The sequence below is a fragment of the Escherichia sp. MOD1-EC6300 genome (assembly GCF_002965045.1).
Classification (GTDB): Bacteria; Pseudomonadota; Gammaproteobacteria; order Enterobacterales; family Enterobacteriaceae; genus Escherichia; species Escherichia coli_F.
On record NZ_PTRH01000007.1, the window covers coordinates 190353 to 209250 of the forward strand.

Here is an 18898-nt window from a genome sequence, read left to right on the forward strand (position 1 = left end):
TCTGGCTCAAAACAGTGAAAATCGTCCGAGTATACCTTGTACAGCGGTCAAGGTTAACCGGCGATTGAGTACCGAAATCAGAAAGAAGTGGCTTTTCATTGCCATGCCGCAAATTACGGGAAGAAACAGACCGCCTGCTGCAATTTTTATCGCGGAAAAGCTGTATTCGCACCACGCAAGCTGGTAGAATCCTGCGCCATCACTACGTAACGAGTGCCGGCACATTAACGGCGCTTATTTGCACAAATCCATTGACAAAAGAAGGCTAAAAGGGCATATTCCTCGGCCTTTGAATTGTCCATATAGAACACATTTGGGAGTTGGACCTTGGCTAATATCAAATCAGCTAAGAAGCGCGCCATTCAGTCTGAAAAGGCTCGTAAGCACAACGCAAGCCGTCGCTCTATGATGCGTACTTTCATCAAGAAAGTATACGCAGCTATCGAAGCTGGCGACAAAGCTGCTGCACAGAAAGCATTTAACGAAATGCAACCGATCGTGGACCGTCAGGCTGCTAAAGGTCTGATCCACAAAAACAAAGCTGCACGTCATAAGGCTAACCTGACTGCACAGATCAACAAACTGGCTTAATCGCCAATTTGCTGAAGCTTTGTGAAAAAGCCCGCGCAAGCGGGTTTTTTTATGCCTGCTGCTTTTGTGATGCGTGAGAAAACACACTGCCGGTTGTCAGATAGTCAAAAGTTGCAGGTGCTTGCAGACATGCCGTTACACTCTCTGGACTCTTCGTGGCTTAAAAAGCGCAGAACCATCGGCTGATACATTCTGAATAAGAATATCTACTCAATCTCCAGACTCCCCTACATAGAATGTGGAGATCGTGATACACATTGAGGTCTTAAACTTAAGATCACTCTATTTTTGAATTAAATTCCTATACTCTTTAACCATCCATAAATATCACTTTATTAAATCTAATAAATTATTAACCACAATCAATACAGGTTAAATACTTATTTATAATGTACTTATTAAAAACTAATGAGCGATTTTTGATAGTAATCACATATACTTTAAAATAAATTAATAAAAAAACTCATCAAATTCAAGGACTGATAATGAAAGATGGTATATATACTTTGCCACATTATCTTTATAAATCAAATATAGCAGATAATGAAACAATAAAGGAAACAAGAAAAGACAATTCATTAAAAATATTATGCGAGTATAAAACAGAGTTAATTATTTTATTTGATGATTTTTTTAGAAGCCAACAGTTACCTAAAATATCTCCAGCACTTCATTTTTTATTTCAACAGACTAATTTGATAGATGCGCATTTTTATAGATGTAAAGTCCAAGAACACACAATCCAACTTTCTTTTTTAAAAGACAAAAACATCACATTACTTAGATTGGATGTTTTTGATGACTTCACAAGTGAATATATTACTGAAGATATTAAGATATCAGAAGATTGCCATGTCAAATTCCTTAAATTTTTAAAGACAAACTTCGATCAGGAAATATACGATCAGTTATATACTCCTGAAATATTTTATGAAGCCTGCAAAAAAGTTCAGTCATTTTATGATCAACAGGATACCTTGCTAAACAGAAAATACAGAGAAATAGACAAGAAAAAAGGTTATCTTAGCAAGGAACTCAAAAAGCTAATTAAAATGAATACATACCCTGAGTTATACAATGGGCAATATCAAAAAATCCCTTACTTATCCATCGATGTTAACCAAGATATAACATGGCAGAATTTTAAAACTAGCAACACAGCATATTTACTGCTTTGTGAAAAATTATCATCTTTTAAAATTACGACTAATCAATTAATACAAAAAACAGCTTGCTGCACAACTGAAAAAACGACCACCAATAAATTTAATGTTGTCTTTTCTTACGACGGGTATTATATAAAGGAATTTATACTTTTATTACCCTATAATAAATCCATGGAGATTTATGAACTTAACAAGCAAAAAATCCAGTACTTGACTGCTCCAAATATTAACATACATAAAATATTGCTATCAAACTTAACGATAGAAAAGAGCAACCTGACATATGGTTATTATTCCACTTGTATATTATCAAATATATCATGCTTTGAAAGTGACTTATCAAACACAACCTTTTTCAATGGAGAAATAAATAATCTTTTCTTAAAAAAATGTAATATATTTGGAGTATTCTTCATTAAAACAAAAATAAAAAACCTTCTCTGTGAAGATATTATGCCTGTTCGATGGACCACTCAACTTGTCAATAAGTACTTAGGTAACATATATACAGGAGTATTCAAAACACTGGGAAGTATTGATGACAAAGCGTCTCGTTTCGAAATTTTGATTCCATTGGTTCAAACATTAGTTCGCGACAATGTAACGCTAAATAATGATGTGTATCAAGAATTGAGTAAGTATATGCACGATTACGACAAAACATCTCCGGAAATGAGTAAATACCTTCAGTGCATCAATGAAAGTATGTTCCTTATGACAAACATCCCTCATCAGGATCCCCCCCCAAAGAAAGATGTTATTCAGAATAAAATTACATCTGATGTATATTAATTCACTGCAGAGAAATAAAAAAACCTGAAACATGCACTCAAATATTCTACTCTTCACTCTAATGAGTGAACCCCAGAACTTTTATAAAGAAGCGAGCAACGAAGAATATTAAACTTTCAACATTTCATCAACATCACATCAAAAATTTAAAAACTTAAACATTAATATAAATAGTAACAACCTGATCACATAATCAGGTTTGAAAATGAGCAACCTTCCATACTAGTCAATTAAGGATGATTTATGAAAAAGTATATTATTCCGTTCGTGGCGACAACGTTGATATTCAGCGTAACAACCTTCGCCAAGGATGTCGATCAAGGAACACTAACCGTTAGAGGAGAAGTTGTTGATACAACGTGTGACTTTGTTAATGGTGATTCAATAACCGATATTGTTGTCGAAGATGTTGTAACCAGTGCAATGAATCAACTTATTAATAATGAAATCTATACTTTAAAAACCGGTTCAACCGCTCATGACTTAGAAATTCAGTGTGATGGCAATACAGCAACAAATATCGAAGTATTAGCCTCAGAGTTTGATGCTAATAACTTTACGTTGAATAAAGGAACTGCTGAAAACGTTGGCTTTGCCATTTTCCTCGGTGATGGAAATATGAGAAGAATGTTACCAGGTGTAAAAACACCGCTGAAAGATAATGGTTCTGGACAATATTTTCTTAATTTAAATGCACAATATGAGCGTACAAGTACCGATCCTGTAACAAAAGGCTCCGTGGAGTCAACCGTGACGATTAAAATCAGTGCAGATTAAAATTTTTATGCCGGTAGCTCTGCTACCGGTATTATTTACGGAGTGATTACATGAGAATTATAACAGCATTGCTGATGTCATTTTTTATTTTACCTGTTCATGCGGGTGTGGTCATCTATGGTACGCGTATTATCTATCCAGAAAAAAACAGAGAAGTTCTCGTACAGTTAATGAATCAAAGCAAAAATGCCTCTTTGATTCAGGCATGGATCGATGATGGAAACACAACTATCGCGCCAGAAAAAATTCAGGTCCCATTTATTCTCACTCCGCCAGTAAGTCGTGTAGCAGGAGGTTCTGGCCAACAACTAAAAATAAAAAAATGCCAAACAATTCACCTCACAATAAAGAAAGTTTATTTTATCTAAATGTTATGGACATCCCTCCAAACAACCCACAAAATGCTGGAAAAAACAAAATTAAACTTGCATTGAAAAACCGTATAAAGTTACTTTGGCGTCCAAGCGGAATAGCTCCGGTAGATAAAAAAATCCTTTCTCAATTAAATATCAAAAAGAAAAACAACGCCATCTCAATAAACAATGAAACAGCCAACTGGATAACAGTTACAACTATCAAAGCACAAAACGTGAAAGTTAATAATGAAAGTATCCTACTGCCTCCATTTTCTAATAACGACATTACATTAAAAAATAACAACGCCTCAGAGTATGAACTAACGGTAGTTGATGATTACGGGAATAATATCAATAGTAAAATCGCTGCAAAATAACAGGTAAAAGTTATGTTAAGGACGACACGATGGGTCGCTGCAATTATTATTTTGTATTCTTTTCCAGGTTATGCTGAAGAAACTTTTGATACACACTTTATGATCGGCGGCATGAGAGGAGAAAAAGTTTCTGAATATCATTTAGATAATAAACAACCGCTTCCAGGAAACTACGAACTTGATGTTTATGTAAACCACCAGTGGCGTGGAAAACAAGATATCATGATCCCAGAGTCACCAACCAAACCATGTCTGCCTGAGGAGCTGTTCACCAAACTGGGGGTGAAGACCGATAAGATCAATACAGAAGATAATTGTATTTCACTGGATGAAGCAGTTCATGGTGGTCAATATCAGTGAACACCGACTAAATTTAAAGATCACACAGGCGTATATCATTGAACTTGAAAGAGGCTACGTTCCCCCAGAAAGTTGGGATCGCGGCATTGATGCTTTTTATACCTCCTATAATTTAAGTCAGTATCGCTCTTATGACAGTAATAATAACAGTAATACAGCCAGTTATGGTCGTTTTAACAGCGGATTAAATTATTTAGTTGGCAATTACACTCTGATGCCAGCTATAGCAAGCCTGATGATATGAAAGGCACATGGCAAAGTAATACTCTTTACCTGGAACGTGGCTGGTCGCAAATATTAAGCACAGTTCAGATAGGAGAAAATTATACATCCTCACTCATATTCGACTCTCTGCGATTTAGCGGAATACGCTTATTTCGCGATATGCAAATGTTACCTGATTCCATGCAGAGCTTTACACCTTTAGTACAAGGTATTGCGCAAAGTAATGCATTGATAACGGTTTCGCAAAATGGCGACATCATTTACCAAAAAGAGGTTCCTCCGGGACCATTTACTATCGCAGATTTGCAACTTTCGGGCAGCGGCGCTGATCTCGATGTCAGCATAAAAGAAGCAGATGGTAGTGTTCGTTCCTTTTTGGTGCCCTACTCTTCCGTGCCCAACATGCTGCAACCAGGTGTTTCAAATTTCGATTTTATCGCCGGACGCAGTAAGATATATGGTGTAAACAATCAGGAGGACTTTCTCGAGGCAAATTATATATATGGCCTCAACAATCTTTTGACACTTTATGGCGGTACGATTTTATCCGATAACTATAATGCTATAACCCTGGGAAATGGTTGGAATACACCGCTGGGTGCCATCTCTTTTGACGCTACCCGATCGAGTAGTAAGTTAAATAATGATATAACACACGAAGGTACGAGCTATCAGGTTGCCTATAATAAATATCTAGTGCAAACGGCTACTCGCTTTAGCGTGGCCGCCTGGCGTTATGCTTCGCAGGATTACAGGACATTCAGCGACCATCTTTACGAAAATGATAAACACAATCATCATAGTGAATATGATGATTTTTATGATATTGGCAGAAAAAATAGCCTTTCTGCCAATATTATGCAACCTTTATCCACCGGCATAAAAATTGCTCTCAACGATGAACAGAACTTATTTTGTACCATTACTTTTAAAAACGTTATCGATGAAAATAAAATATATATATGTCAGTAAAAGGAGTTTACTATGAAGTGGCTTTTATTGCTCTCCTTGAGTCTATATTCTTTTATTGTGCAAAGTGCTCCCTGTACACTGACCAATGTCGGTGAACAACGTGGAACTTACACTCTAAACCCACTTAATATGAAAGGTAATCTCGCTGTTGAAAAAATTGAAAACACTGGAAATATCATTGAGTGTGCGGATTTGCAAGATACGACCAACACCATTAAAGTTCATTTTTTAACACTGAACGCCTTAAGGTTTAAAGTGGGGGGACGTCATTATATTATTAATTTTCCTTTTGAATCTAACGGTAAAAAAATAGAACTACCCGGTAAATCATCTTATAATTTAGAAGAAATCTTATCTGCAATAAATTTCACGATTCCATATTCTATTACTTCGTTACCAGATAATTCTTACATCTCAGATATTTTTCCAGGGGCACCTTTTCCTTTGTTGTTCGAAATTGAAGTGAGCTCATGCATAGGGAGTAATACTAATTGTAACAGCGTCCGCTTTAACTTTAATTTAAATACCATTTTACAGGTTAACTTAATGACTTGTGGTTTTGAAGACAAATCCATCGACACTGGACGATTTGTACTGTCTCGTATCAATAGTGAAAATTATCAGTTTCATCATATAAGATTTGACTGCATCCAGGGCGAGCAAGGTGAATTAGTTTTTGAACCCAGCGAAGTTGAATATTACTTTGAACCGGTGACGATACAGGAGTCAGGAACCAGCATATTAAAAAATGAGTTAGAAAACAGTGAGGACGGTGCGGGTCAAATAGGCTTTCAACTATCCAATGATGGTACGAATGAAATCCAGTATGGCAAAAGCAATAGCTATGCTTTTCAGCATCCCCATGAAGGAAGTAATCAGATTCCTCTATTTATTCGCCCGCGTACATATGGAAATAATGTCTCAAGCGGACAAATAATGAGCCGAGTCAAAATCGTGGTAATGTACAACTAATCTATCTCCCCCACCTTAACTTTGGGGGAGCTGCCGATTAACGTGCCGCTGGGCTAAAAAGCGCAGAATAATCCGTATTGCAGATTCGCTGTACCGCCGGGTGCTGAATCATCCGCTCAGCAAAAATAGCATGGTACTCTTCCATCACATTTTCGACGCGACCAATTTCTACGACAGTTTTATCGGCATAAAAGTCATATGCATAAAGCGTTGGGGCAACGAAGATTGCATTGTGCATCGCACCAAAAGCTTTCATCAACGCGGCATCATCAAACTCGCCGAGGATTTCTACGTTTAATCCCTGGGAGTTAAACCAGTTAAGCAATTTGCGCCCTAACATTGAACGTCGCCCAGGAATCAAAAGCCGCCGTTCTTCCAGACAAGCCGGGAACGGTTTTTCCGGTGGTGGATTTGTACACCAGAAGCTCACGCCACATTCGCCAATTCTCACGGAGAACAGGCCTTCCTGCTGCGTAGAATCTATCGGACAGTCGGAAATGATCATATCCAGTTTATGCTGGCTTAATTGCTCCAGCAGCATTTCGTGGGTGGACTCGAAGCAGCGAAGATGAATCGGCTCACCTTCTACCACTGCGGCGTTAAGTACGCTACTGACCAGGCGTTTGGAAAGTGCATCAGCCACGCCAACGTCAAACAATAAATTGGATTCTTTGCGATAGTTCACAATATCCAGCATTTCCTGGCTTAAGGTGAACATTTTATCGGCATAGCGATAGACCAGCTCTCCCAGCTCGCTGGGTTCGAGACCACGTCCCTTGCGTTTAAATAATTTGCCTTGCAGGCGCTCTTCCAGCGCTCGAATCTGTCCGGTAATGGTTTGTGGTGTTAAATAAAGCGCCTCCGCTGCGCCAACCACGGAACCTTCTTTATAGACATGCCAGAAGTAATACAAGTGGTTGTAATTGATATGAGACATGCTCATTTCTCTCCCTGATAACAATGAAAAGGGAGCCGTTTATGGCTCCCCGGTAAACCGTCCTGTCAAACTGATGGACGCAAACGAACGCGTAACCAGCTGTATCCAATTACCGCCGAAGAGATAGAACCGACCAGGATACCGAGTTTCGCCCAGTTAATCAGTTCTGGATCTACGCTACCAAAGGCCAGGCTGGCAATAAAGATAGACATAGTAAAACCGATACCGCACAGGATCCCCACCGCCATAATTTGCTGATAAGTCGTTCCCTCAGGCAGATGCGCCAGTTTCAAACGCAGCGCCAACCAGCAGAACAGACTAATCCCCAGCGGTTTGCCAATCAGCAAGCCAGCGATGATCCCCAATGGCAGAATGGAGGTCAAGCCATCCAGCGTGACGCCTTGCAGTGAAACGCCAGCATTAGCAAATGCAAACAGCGGTAAAATCAGATACGCCACCCACGGGTGCAACACATGCTCCAATCGCTTCGCTGGAGAACGCCCATGCTTCTCTTTCAAAGGAATAAAGAAGCCGACAATTACCCCCGCCAGGGTTGCGTGAACCCCCGATTTCAACACCGCAGTCCACAACACCACGCCAACCAGAATATAGACACCCGTGCGGCGCACACCACACAGATTCAATACCGCGAGTACCGCAATTGCTACAGCCGCGACGCCAAGAGAGGCCATCGATAAGTCATTAGTGTAGAACAATGCGATGATAATGATGGCCCCAAGATCGTCGATAATAGCCAGAGCCATCAAAAAGATCTTCAGCGCTAACGGAACACGACTTCCCAACAGCGCCAGCACACCAAGTGCAAAGGCAATGTCAGTAGCCGCCGGGATCGCCCACCCTTCGCGGGTAATCGGATCGGCATAGTTAAAGGCCAGATAGAGCAATGCCGGCACAATCATCCCACCAATAGCGGCGATAACTGGAAATGCGGCCTGGCGTAAGCTGGCTAGCGATCCTTGCATCAGTTCACGTTTAACTTCCAAACCAACTAACAGGAAAAATACCGCCATCAGCGCGTCATTTATCCATAACAGCATGTTTTTGTTGATTTCGAGTGAACCAACCCGGAGCTGAACCGGCGTCTCCAGAAAGTCGTGATACCATCCACTGGTTGCGCCGCTATTGGCCATAATCATCGCCAGGATAGCGGCAATGATAAGAATAATGCCTCCCGAGGCATCACTGCTAAAGAATCGATGCAGATGTTTCACTTTTTATTTCTCTTTCAGGTGAATAGATCGTTTTTACTATTTTACCCCGCACAAATCTTCGTTAAAATCAGATTATAGTGTAGGAATAATTCGTTTTTTACGATCCATTGAAGGATTTGCGTCATCAGTGATGAGATGAGTTTTTGACGGCTGTAAGCGCTCACGAGTGACCCTAAGCCCTGATAATCATAGCTTAAGGTGAGGATTTCTGAGGGATTAATTAGGAAAAGTAATAATAAAATCGCACTGTGCTATAGCTGTTTATTCCAGAGATGCTTGAAAATATCTAATGTGGAGACAACATTGGCAGGCGACATTCGGTTTAATGAGGATAGAAAGGGATGAGACTCCAGGAAGTTGATAAAACGAGTCGCGCTTGCTAACGTCGAATACCGCATTTCATTTGCTTTCTTGTTTCCTGTAAGGTTACAAACAGCCATTGAATAATCACGGGCGGAAAATGCACGCCAGACATTATTTCTCACGCCACCACTCAAAAACAACCGCGGCGGCGTATCATAATGAGTCGTTTTCTCGCCGCGTTCTTTCACAAATGAAATATGGCACCGGCCTTGATGAATATGCTGTAAATTAGCCATTAGACAACCGCCTAATATAAAGCACTCGTGATCAAGGTAGTGTTGAATATTTATAGAATATGCTTCAGTCAGTACTCTAACCAGTTCAAAATGGCGATACGCCGGAAGAACAGGTTTCACCAGCATCCCCGGATCGTTTTGATGTAATATCGCCCGACCATAATCAATATCAAATAAAGTATCACGTCGCATAGTAAGTAACTCCTTGCGTTGTACGTGATGCGCCAGTGTACCTGGAGACAAACGCTCTTCATAACTTGATGCATATTGATAATGCGACTCTACCGCTGATGAAGAATAATTTGTTGAAATAGCGACGACTCTACCGCTTTGTTCTTCTGCGGTAACAAGACTATAAAGATAGTTGTTACTACCGTTAAACTTTACGCGAAAAGCGCGGGTAGCGAGAGAAATATCAGAAGCAGAAGAGTACTGGCAACTTTCTTTATAGTTTACTTCCCGGGCTAGTTTCATCAACTCACGGTTAAGCCCTGTGCTATTAAGAAGTAATAATTTACGGATATCTGCAAGTGAGGCCCCTTGCTCAATCATCAATGCTAAATGTGTTCTTCGCGGCGTTGTATTTACATGATCCAGAGTGATAAAAGTTCTGGAACAATGATGATAATACATTCTCCTCTGGCCTTGTGCAGAATATCCATATTTTTTGAGGGACGTGCCTCCGCAAGTTGAACATTGGCAAATCAAACCTCTCCAGGAGTGATTCACAATATTACGATAAATATTAAGCGACTGTTCAGATATCACTGGAAACAAGTAACCACATTCACGGCATAAAATATTTTTACCCTGTGCGACATAATCCTGGCTATTCAGCACCCCCAGGTTTTTACATCCTGGTGTTTTGCAACAATCAACATTTACGTTGGTAAACATATCCACTCCCTGCGAATAGCCGTATCTTGATATTGTTCAACGCGAAAAGAACCTGATTCAATGCGTAGCACTGAATCAGGCGGGCATAGCCCTAAATGGCATACATTACATTTATTATGATTATCAGGTTAGCCCCAGGTCACTGCTTCTGGTTTATCACCCCTGGCTTTCATTAATGAATCATTATCAATATCGGCTTTATACTTTAAGAACTTACCATACATTTGTTTTTCAATGTCTGGATTTTTACCTATCTGATTAATGGTCTCAAAACGATCGGTTTTGAGGTTGTATAGGTACTTTGGCTTATTGTTACGATCGATGATCATTTTCCAGTCACCATCACGTATCGCCCATTCGTCGGTTGGATCATCCTGGAATGGCATGTCAATTCCGAAGATTAATGGCTTTTCACGTTTTAGCGCCTTGTTCTCAAGGACAGGAACCAACGATTCGCCATCAAAAGTGCGGTCCGTCGGTAATTTGAAGTTCATCATTTTCGCCAGCGTTGGCATCCAGTCCAGACCATAAACTGGCGTATCTGAAACCATTCCCTTTGGAAGATGCTTTCCGTATTTAATAATCGCCGGAACACGGATGCCGCCTTCCCAAAGGTTATCCTTGCGACCACGTAATCCATCAGTTTTCCCTGCCAAATTCAGTTCATAAACTTTACGTGCTTCACGGGTTACTGGGCCGTTATCACTGGTAAAAATAACGATGGTGTTATCTTCTTCACCCATCGCTTTGATTTTATCCAGTACTTTTCCAACCTGAGCATCCAGATAACTGATGTTGGCATAATATTCTCCTGTACCACGCCAGGGTTTATCCGCCCAGTCGCCATAAAATAAATCAGGATGCTGCTTCTGATAGTCGCTCATATAATGTGAGTACATGTCGAGGTATTTTTTGGGCGAAGCCAGGGGACTGTGCACTTCGGTAAAAGCGACATAAAGGAAGAAAGGCTTACTATCCTTTTTGTTATCCAACCAGTTAACGACTTCCGAACTGACATACTCACCACTCATTTTATCGGCACGAGGTGTAGGTTGCCCGTTACGCAACCAACCCGTCGGATACACCATACCAAAACGGGGACGCTCCTTCGCATTATCCAGAGTAGCGTCGGTAACAAAACCCGCCGTATTAACCAGTGAGTAATCAAAGCCCATATCTTTTGCCTGAGGCTGATCGGTACGATCGCCGCCTGCATTCAGATGCAGCTTACCCATCATTGCCGTGTCGTACCCTTGCGCTTTGAGTAGATTAGCAATCGTGAGTTCGTTACGCCCTAAGGCAACATCTTTGCCTGAAGGAATCCATGAGCGAATTCCAGTACGAAATGGCATCCGGCCGGTTAATAGCCCAGCGCGTGAAGGTGAACTTAAAGGGGCGGGGGCATAGTAGTCAGTAAATTTGACCCCTTCCTGGGCAAGCCTGTCGATATTAGGTGTTTTAACGATCTGATGACCATATGTTGCTAAATCGCCATAACCTAAATCATCCGCCATAATAATGACTAAATTAGGTTGTTTAGCCTCTGCGGCTAAGGCAGGACTAAAAGCATTCCCTGTGCAAACTGCAAGGCCGATCAAACTGGCCATTAACGTTTTCTGCATAATTATTCCCTGATAAAAAATTAGAAATCATAACCAAGCATATAAATCATTTGATCGCCAAAGCCATCGTAGCCCAGCTTATTATCGAAATAACGCCACGTCACACTGGCTTTCCAGCGAGGATAGAACTTCCAGGCAATAGTTAAACCGCCATTTAACCCGTTCCGGCCAAATTGCTGCTCCGTGTAAGCATCGTTCCTGTCCAGTTCTATTTCATTCCAGTTAGATAAAACAAATTTTTCGTCAAATAACATAAATGGCAATACTGCTGTCCAGCCAACAACATAACCATTCCAACCATTCGTTTGACCATATTTAGCTGATACGTAGTCACCAGATTGATTATGTAATCCAATATACGGTTTAAAAAAGCCCCACTCGCCGTTCCAGCCGAGGTAACCGAATCCATAAAACATGTCCAGATCGTCACCCCATGAGTTATCCCATTGGCCATAAATTTTGCCAAAGAATGTCATATCAGAGTCAAAGAGTCTGACATGCGTCATTGCTGAAACCGTATGATTTCTCCCTGCTACAGCATGATTGAGTACATTACTTTCATAAAATGAGTAAAATTCTGCTTCTTTAAAATTTACCCCAAAATCCGCAGTCACTTTCCATACTTCACCACGGTGAGTGTTTACAAATCCACTATTCCAGTCTGCATAACCCGCATTTATTGAACCAAAGGTTCCTTTATATTCTAATGAAGAATATGCAGGAAAATGATAGATAGCTGTTATCAGGGTACACGCAATAAGAAGTCATCTTTTGGCAGACATATAATATGTTCTCCATTCATTGTTTTTATGATTCCATAGGAATTAATACATCAGATAATTCATTTTGATTAAGAACGACTCAGAAAGTATATTTAAAGGTGAATGGCAAAGCGTGATGGAGATCGCAGATTACTTTTACCCCCGGGTGTGGAGGTATCGTGTTTCAAAAAGTGTGTCGATTTTAAATATCACTCATTGATTTATAAACATTTTTCCTCACAAAAAGAAAATTCAATTCTGTACAAGAATATTTTGTATCTTCTATTACTTTCTCCAGTAATAACTCACCATTCAGGCATAACTTAAACCTCTTGTTCATAATCTCAACTTTTGTAAATGAAAACGCACATAAGAGTTAAAATAAACAATGTACTAAAGATTAATTACGCAAAAATGCGAGGCGTCTTCAGGATTAGAATCGATAAAACAGAATGGGTTAAAGAGAGCGATATAATAGCGGCGGGTGCTTGAGGCTGTCTGTCTCAGGCATTAGCTGAACGGCAGATAGAGAAAAGCCCCGAGTGATATTTTACCATCAACCCGAGGCCCCCTATATGCAGAACACATGTAGAGTGCCTCTTACTGACCGTAAGGTCAAGGAGAAGAGAGCAATGAAGCAGCATAAGGCGATGATTGTCGCCCTGATCGTCATCTGTATCACCGCCGTAGTGGCGGCGCTGGTAACGAGAAAAGACCTCTGTGAGGTTCACATCCGAACTGGCCAGACGGAGGTTGCTGTTTTCACGGCTTACGAATCCGAGTAAGAGCAACGGCGGGGAGTGATCCCCGCCACTTTACAGGTGCTCGCATATCTTCAACGCACCCTATTTTTACCTGGCCTGCCCACGGGCAGGCTTTTGGGGAGGTTAGCGAGTCAGGTCGTCGAAAAACTTCTTCACACCATCAAAGAAGCTCTTTGAGCGCGGGCTGTTGTGCTCGCCGGTTGGGCCACCGAAGCTTTCTTGCAGCTCTTGCAGCAGCTGTTTCTGCTTCTCGTTCAGGCCTACCGGTGTTTCGACGACAACGCGGCACAGCAAATCACCCTGTGCGCCACCGCGGACAGACTTGACGCCTTTACCGCGCATACGGAACAGCTTACCGGTCTGGGTTTCGCCAGGCACTTTCAGTTTGACGCGACCATCAAGAGTCGGTACTTCGATTTCGCCACCCAGCGCCGCCATAGCGAAGTTGATCGGGACTTCGCAATACAGGTTGTTGCCTTCACGCTCGAAAATCGGGTGCTGTTTAACCTGAACCTGAACGTACAGATCGCCTGCCGGTGCGCCATGCTCGCCCGCTTCACCTTCGCCCGCAAGACGGATGCGGTCTCCAGTGTCCACTCCTGCCGGGATTTTAACGGACAGCGTTTTGCTGCGCTCAACACGACCATGACCATGACATTTGTTGCACGGATCTTTGATCAGCGTACCGCGGCCCTGACAGTGTGGACAGGTCTGCTGTACAGCGAAGAAGCCCTGGCGCATCTGCACCTGACCAGAGCCATGACAGGTCGGACAGGTCTGCGGCTGTGTACCTGGTTTTGCACCGCTACCGTGGCAAACGTCACACTCTTCCAGAGTCGGAATGCGGATCTCTTTGGTCACGCCACGTACAGCTTCTTCGAGGGTGAGCTCCATGTTATAGCGTAAATCAGCACCGCGCGCCGCACGTTGACGACCACGTCCGCCGCCAAAAATATCGCCGAAAACGTCACCAAAAATATCGCTGAAGTCTGCGCCGCCGCCAAAACCGCCGCCGCCCATGCCGCCTTGCTCAAACGCAGCATGACCATACTGATCGTATGCCGCACGTTTTTGCGAGTCGGTCAGAACTTCATAAGCTTCCTTGATCTCTTTAAATTTCGCCTCGGCCTCTTTGTCACCCTGGTTACGGTCCGGGTGGTATTTCATGGCCAGGCGTTTGTAGGCCTTTTTGATTTCACGCTCTTCCGCTGTTTTGGAAACGCCTAAAATCTCGTAATAATCTTGCTTAGCCATCTTTTTTAAATTGCCCCTAGATGAATGCACGGGCGGAGAGGAAATTCCCCTTCGCCCGTGTCAGTATAATTACCCGTTTATAGGGCGATTATTTTTTGTCTTTGACTTCTTCAAATTCAGCGTCGACAACATCGTCATCTTTCGCGTTGTTTGCAGAAGCATCAGCACCGGCAGTCTGCTGCTGGGCATGTTGCTGCTGGGCGATTTCCATCAGTTTCTGGGAAACCTGTGCCAGTTCCTGCATTTTCGCTTCGATAGCGGCTTTGTCTTCACCTTTCAGAGCAGTTTCCAGTGCAGTCAGCGCAGACTCGATAGCAGTTTTGTCGTCAGCCGGCAGTTTGTCGCCTGCTTCTTCAACCTGCTTACGGGTGCTGTGCAGCAGATGGTCGCCCTGGTTGCGAGTCTGTACCAGCTCTTCAAACTTACGGTCAGCTTCGGCGTTAGCTTCTGCGTCGCGTACCATTTTCTGGATTTCATCTTCGTTCAGACCAGAAGAAGCCTTGATGGTGATCTTCTGCTCTTTACCGCTGTTTTTATCTTTCGCGGAAACGTGCAGGATACCGTCAGCATCGATATCGAAGGTAACTTCGATCTGCGGCATACCGCGCGGTGCCGGGTTGATACCATCCAGGTTGAACTGACCCAGAGATTTGTTATCAGCTGCACGTTTACGTTCACCCTGCAGCACGTGGATGGTTACCGCAGACTGGTTATCTTCAGCGGTAGAGAACACCTGGCTGTGCTTGGTCGGGATAGTGGTGTTTTTCGCGATCAGCGTCGTCATCACACCGCCCATGGTTTCGATACCCAGAGACAGCGGGGTAACGTCCAGCAGCAGTACGTCTTTTACGTCACCAGTCAGAACACCACCCTGAACAGCAGCGCCGATTGCTACAGCTTCGTCCGGGTTAACGTCTTTACGCGGCTCTTTACCAAAGAATTCAGCAACTTTCTTCTGAACCATTGGCATACGAGTCTGACCACCCACGAGGATAACGTCGTCGATATCAGATACGGACAGGCCAGCGTCCTGCAGTGCAACTTTCAGCGGCTCAATGGAACGGTTTACCAGGTCTTCAACCAGGCTTTCCAGTTTCGCACGAGTCACTTTGATGTTCATGTGTTTCGGACCGGTCGCGTCTGCAGTGATATACGGCAGGTTAACGTCGGTCTGCTGAGCGGAAGAAAGTTCGATTTTCGCTTTTTCTGCCGCTTCTTTCAGGCGCTGCATTGCCAGCGGATCGTTGCGCAGGTCAATGCCCTGATCTTTCTTGAATTCTTCAACCAGATAGTTAATCAGACGGCTGTCGAAGTCTTCACCACCCAGGTGGGTATCACCGTTGGTTGCCAGAACTTCGAAGGTTTTTTCGCCGTCAACTTCGTCGATTTCGATAATAGAAATATCGAAAGTACCACCACCCAGGTCATAAACCGCGATAGTACGGTTGCCAGTACCTTTGTCCAGACCATAAGCCAGCGCAGCTGCGGTCGGTTCGTTGATGATACGTTTTACTTCCAGACCAGCGATACGGCCTGCGTCTTTGGTTGCCTGACGCTGAGCATCGTTAAAGTATGCCGGTACGGTAATAACAGCTTCAGTTACCGGTTCGCCCAGGTAATCTTCCGCGGTTTTCTTCATTTTTTTCAGCACTTCAGCAGAAATCTGCGGCGGTGCCATTTTTTGGCCTTTAACTTCGACCCAAGCGTCGCCGTTATCAGCAGCAATAATTTTGAACGGCATGATGGAAACATCACGCTGTACTTCTTCGTCCTGGAAGCGGCGGCCAATCAGGCGTTTAATCGCAAACAGGGTGTTTTGCGGGTTCGTCACTGCCTGACGTTTAGCCGGCTGACCAACCAGAGTTTCACCATCCTGGGTATAGGCAATGATAGAAGGCGTGGTGCGATCGCCTTCGGCGTTCTCCAGCACTCGCGGAGTGGTGCCATCCATAATCGCTACACAAGAGTTGGTAGTACCCAGGTCGATACCAATTATTTTACCCATCTAAACGTCTCCACTATATATTCGGTCATCATGTGGTTGTGAGTCTGTAATAGGGGCGAAACGTCTGGTTTCAACTGCCCAATTTCATTTTTTTGCAGACTCACTCACTGCGGTTGACTACTAAATGGGGTCGTAACCCACGTCATCAAGGGGGAGATGCAAAAATTTTTTGTGCTTTTGCGCAGAAATTTCGCGATATGCCAGAACAAGACACGAAACTGACAGCAATTTTATTCATATAAAGAATGAATGGCAGCCAAGACATTCATAGAAAAATTGTAATAAAAAGAAAATATTACGTACCTGAATCTTCTCTTTATCAGCAGTAAACTAGTGGGTATTCATCCCCTACCTCTCCCCACTAAGAGAATACTTATGAAATCCGTTTTTACGCTTTCCGCCAGCCTGGCAATTAGCCTGTTGCTTTGCTGCACAGCGCAGGCAAACGACCATAAAATCCTCGGCGTCATTGCCATGCCGCGTAACGAAACCAACGATCTGGCGCTGAAACTTCCTGTTTGTCGCATTGTTAAACGCATTCAACTCACTGCCGACCATGGCGATTTACAGTTAAGTGGTGCATCGGTTTATTTCAAAGCCGCCCGTAGCGCCAGTCAGAGCCTGAATATTCCTTCAGAAATAAAAGAAGGGCAAACCACTGACTGGATCAACATTAACAGCGATAACGACAATAAACGCTGCGTCTCAAAAATCACCTTTTCCGGCCATACGGTGAACTCATCGGATATGGCCACGCTGAAAATTATCGGCGACGACTAACGCCAGAATATAGAAGCCACAAAAAATGAATGTTAATTACCTGAATGATTCAGATCTGGATTTTCTCCAGCATTGTAGTGAGGAACAATTGGCAAATTTCGCCCGGCTGCTCACCCATAATGAAAAAGGCAAAACTCGCCTCTCCAGCGTACTGATGCGCAACGAACTGTTTAAATCGATGGAAGGACATCCCGAGCAACATCGCCGCAACTGGCAGCTGATTGCCGGAGAATTACAGCATTTTGGTGGCGATAGTATCGCCAACAAACTGCGTGGACACGGTAAATTGTATCGGGCCATTTTGCTCGATGTTTCAAAACGATTGAAGCTGAAAGCCGACAAAGAGATGTCTACGTTTGAAATTGAGCAACAGTTACTGGAACAATTTCTGCGTAATACCTGGAAGAAAATGGACGAGGAACATAAGCAGGAGTTTCTGCACGCGGTCGATGCCAGGGTGAATGAGCTGGAAGAGCTGCTGCCGCTGCTGATGAAAGACAAATTATTGGCAAAAGGCGTGTCGCATTTGCTTTCCAGCCAATTGACCCGCATTTTACGCACCCACGCAGCAATGAGCGTACTTGGGCATGGTTTGCTGCGCGGCGCGGGGCTGGGAGGCCCTGTAGGCGCGGCACTAAATGGGGTTAAAGCGGTCAGCGGCAGCGCCTATCGCGTGACGATTCCAGCCGTACTGCAAATCGCCTGCCTGCGCCGGATGGTTAGTGCCACTCAGGTCTGATACCGGAAACCGGGGAAAATTTTCATTTTCCCTTCAAAAGATCGTAGACACTGCCCCACTGGCTGATTATTATGCCGCGCCCTGAAAACACTACAGTTATTCAGGGAAATTATTTCACCATTCATTCGATGATGATTTTTGAGGAATTATGGGCAACACTAAGTTGGCTAATCCGGCACCGCTGGGCCTGATGGGCTTCGGCATGACCACCATTCTGCTTAACCTGCACAACGTGGGTTATTTCGCTCTTGACGGTATTATTCTTGCAATGGGCATTTTCTACGGCGGCATCGCGCAAATTTTTGCTGGTCTGCTGGAGTACAAAAAAGGCAATACTTTCGGTTTAACCGCATTCACCTCTTACGGTTCTTTCTGGCTGACGCTGGTTGCGATTCTGCTGATGCCGAAACTGGGTCTGACCGATGCGCCAAATGCACAGTTCCTTGGTGTCTACCTTGGTCTGTGGGGCGTATTTACGCTGTTTATGTTCTTCGGCACGCTGAAAGGCGCACGCGTTCTGCAATTCGTTTTCTTTAGCCTGACCGTGCTGTTTGCCCTGCTGGCGATCGGTAACATTGTCGGTAATGCCGCGATCATCCACTTTGCCGGCTGGATTGGTCTGATCTGCGGTGCCAGCGCAATCTATCTGGCGATGGGTGAAGTACTGAACGAGCAGTTTGGTCGCACCGTTCTGCCGATTGGTGAATCCCACTAATTGTT

General features: G+C 43.4%; 16 protein-coding genes and 2 pseudogenes. 10 read left to right on the forward strand and 8 right to left on the reverse strand.

Going from position 1 to position 18898, the window contains the following annotated elements; translation table 11 throughout:
• Positions 1-6: 6 nt before the first annotated feature.
• Entirely contained in the window at positions 7-225 is a 219-nt protein-coding gene (locus BGE37_RS13180) for a DUF2575 family protein (protein WP_001353471.1), read from the reverse strand.
• Positions 226-327: 102 nt separating this feature from the next.
• Here BGE37_RS13180 and rpsT point away from each other — a divergent pair, with 102 nt between their 5' ends.
• From rpsT to BGE37_RS13210, 6 genes and pseudogenes are all read left to right on the forward strand, one after another.
• The gene (rpsT, locus tag BGE37_RS13185; protein ID WP_001274021.1) at positions 328-591 is read left to right on the forward strand and encodes a 30S ribosomal protein S20; all 264 of its coding nucleotides are present in this window, start codon (positions 328-330) and stop codon (positions 589-591) included.
• 485 nt (positions 592-1076) lie between these two features.
• A complete protein-coding gene (locus tag BGE37_RS13190) occupies positions 1077-2549 on the forward strand; it encodes a type III effector (protein ID WP_105288081.1) in 1473 nt (490 codons plus the stop codon).
• 243 nt (positions 2550-2792) lie between these two features.
• Positions 2793-3326, forward strand: coding sequence for a fimbrial protein (locus tag BGE37_RS13195; RefSeq protein ID WP_105277269.1), 534 nt, complete (start codon positions 2793-2795; stop codon positions 3324-3326).
• A 50-nt stretch (positions 3327-3376) separates the two neighbouring features.
• Positions 3377-4059, forward strand: a pseudogene (locus BGE37_RS13200) (fimbria/pilus periplasmic chaperone).
• 12 nt (positions 4060-4071) lie between these two features.
• Positions 4072-5526, forward strand: a pseudogene (locus BGE37_RS13205) (fimbria/pilus outer membrane usher protein); the annotation flags it as partial.
• A 102-nt stretch (positions 5527-5628) separates the two neighbouring features.
• Entirely contained in the window at positions 5629-6588 is a 960-nt protein-coding gene (locus tag BGE37_RS13210; RefSeq protein WP_105288082.1) for a fimbrial family protein, read from the forward strand.
• A 37-nt stretch (positions 6589-6625) separates the two neighbouring features.
• Here BGE37_RS13210 and nhaR read toward each other — a convergent pair whose 3' ends face one another.
• The 5 genes from nhaR to BGE37_RS13235 form a co-directional block, all read right to left on the reverse strand.
• A complete protein-coding gene (gene nhaR / locus BGE37_RS13215) occupies positions 6626-7525 on the reverse strand; it encodes a transcriptional activator NhaR (RefSeq protein WP_001300855.1) in 900 nt (299 codons plus the stop codon).
• Positions 7526-7590: 65 nt separating this feature from the next.
• On the reverse strand, positions 7591-8757 hold the full coding sequence (gene nhaA, locus BGE37_RS13220; RefSeq protein ID WP_000681360.1) for a Na+/H+ antiporter NhaA: 1167 nt from the start codon (positions 8755-8757) through the stop codon (positions 7591-7593).
• A gap of 251 nt (positions 8758-9008) precedes the next feature.
• On the reverse strand, positions 9009-10253 hold the full coding sequence (locus BGE37_RS13225; protein WP_105288083.1) for a cytoplasmic protein: 1245 nt from the start codon (positions 10251-10253) through the stop codon (positions 9009-9011).
• Positions 10254-10381: 128 nt separating this feature from the next.
• Entirely contained in the window at positions 10382-11875 is a 1494-nt protein-coding gene (locus BGE37_RS13230; RefSeq protein WP_088541470.1) for a sulfatase family protein, read from the reverse strand.
• A 20-nt stretch (positions 11876-11895) separates the two neighbouring features.
• A complete protein-coding gene (locus BGE37_RS13235) occupies positions 11896-12633 on the reverse strand; it encodes an outer membrane protein OmpK (RefSeq protein WP_231347620.1) in 738 nt (245 codons plus the stop codon).
• A gap of 635 nt (positions 12634-13268) precedes the next feature.
• Here BGE37_RS13235 and mokC point away from each other — a divergent pair.
• On the forward strand, positions 13269-13421 hold the full coding sequence (gene mokC, locus BGE37_RS13240; protein ID WP_000809168.1) for a type I toxin-antitoxin system toxin MokC: 153 nt from the start codon (positions 13269-13271) through the stop codon (positions 13419-13421).
• Positions 13422-13523: 102 nt separating this feature from the next.
• On the opposite strand, the gene dnaJ is transcribed toward mokC, so the two are convergent.
• On the reverse strand, positions 13524-14654 hold the full coding sequence (gene dnaJ / locus BGE37_RS13245; RefSeq protein ID WP_001118464.1) for a molecular chaperone DnaJ: 1131 nt from the start codon (positions 14652-14654) through the stop codon (positions 13524-13526).
• An 88-nt stretch (positions 14655-14742) separates the two neighbouring features.
• Positions 14743-16659 (reverse strand): molecular chaperone DnaK, encoded by a 1917-nt coding sequence (gene dnaK / locus BGE37_RS13250; RefSeq protein ID WP_000516135.1) that lies wholly within the window; start codon positions 16657-16659, stop codon positions 14743-14745.
• Positions 16660-17034: 375 nt separating this feature from the next.
• Here dnaK and BGE37_RS13255 point away from each other — a divergent pair, with 375 nt between their 5' ends.
• The 3 genes from BGE37_RS13255 to satP all read left to right on the forward strand — a co-directional run bounded on the left by BGE37_RS13255 (position 17035) and on the right by satP (position 18893).
• Positions 17035-17439: a DUF2541 family protein gene (locus BGE37_RS13255; protein WP_000843576.1), complete on the forward strand. Its 405-nt coding sequence runs from the start codon at positions 17035-17037 to the stop codon at positions 17437-17439.
• Between the two features lie 25 nt (positions 17440-17464).
• Positions 17465-18178, forward strand: coding sequence for an acidic protein MsyB (gene msyB, locus BGE37_RS13260; protein WP_001102367.1), 714 nt, complete (start codon positions 17465-17467; stop codon positions 18176-18178).
• A gap of 148 nt (positions 18179-18326) precedes the next feature.
• Positions 18327-18893 carry an acetate uptake transporter gene (gene satP / locus BGE37_RS13265; RefSeq protein WP_000528541.1) on the forward strand — a complete coding sequence of 189 codons (567 nt, stop codon included), beginning with the start codon at positions 18327-18329 and terminating at the stop codon, positions 18891-18893.
• Positions 18894-18898 lie beyond the last annotated feature (5 nt).

Coding starts and splice junctions, on each gene's coding strand:
- BGE37_RS13230 (WP_088541470.1), bottom strand. CDS start 11,875: ATGCAGAAAACGTTAATGGCCAGTTTGATCGGCCTTGCAGTTTGCACA.
- BGE37_RS13190 (WP_105288081.1), top strand. CDS start 1,077: ATGAAAGATGGTATATATACTTTGCCACATTATCTTTATAAATCAAAT.
- BGE37_RS13255 (WP_000843576.1), top strand. CDS start 17,035: ATGAAATCCGTTTTTACGCTTTCCGCCAGCCTGGCAATTAGCCTGTTG.
- BGE37_RS13195 (WP_105277269.1), top strand. CDS start 2,793: ATGAAAAAGTATATTATTCCGTTCGTGGCGACAACGTTGATATTCAGC.
- dnaK (WP_000516135.1), bottom strand. CDS start 16,659: ATGGGTAAAATAATTGGTATCGACCTGGGTACTACCAACTCTTGTGTA.
- dnaJ (WP_001118464.1), bottom strand. CDS start 14,654: ATGGCTAAGCAAGATTATTACGAGATTTTAGGCGTTTCCAAAACAGCG.
- satP (WP_000528541.1), top strand. CDS start 18,327: ATGGGCAACACTAAGTTGGCTAATCCGGCACCGCTGGGCCTGATGGGC.
- BGE37_RS13225 (WP_105288083.1), bottom strand. CDS start 10,253: ATGTTTACCAACGTAAATGTTGATTGTTGCAAAACACCAGGATGTAAA.
- BGE37_RS13180 (WP_001353471.1), bottom strand. CDS start 225: ATGTGCCGGCACTCGTTACGTAGTGATGGCGCAGGATTCTACCAGCTT.
- mokC (WP_000809168.1), top strand. CDS start 13,269: ATGAAGCAGCATAAGGCGATGATTGTCGCCCTGATCGTCATCTGTATC.
- nhaR (WP_001300855.1), bottom strand. CDS start 7,525: ATGTCTCATATCAATTACAACCACTTGTATTACTTCTGGCATGTCTAT.
- msyB (WP_001102367.1), top strand. CDS start 17,465: ATGAATGTTAATTACCTGAATGATTCAGATCTGGATTTTCTCCAGCAT.
- BGE37_RS13210 (WP_105288082.1), top strand. CDS start 5,629: ATGAAGTGGCTTTTATTGCTCTCCTTGAGTCTATATTCTTTTATTGTG.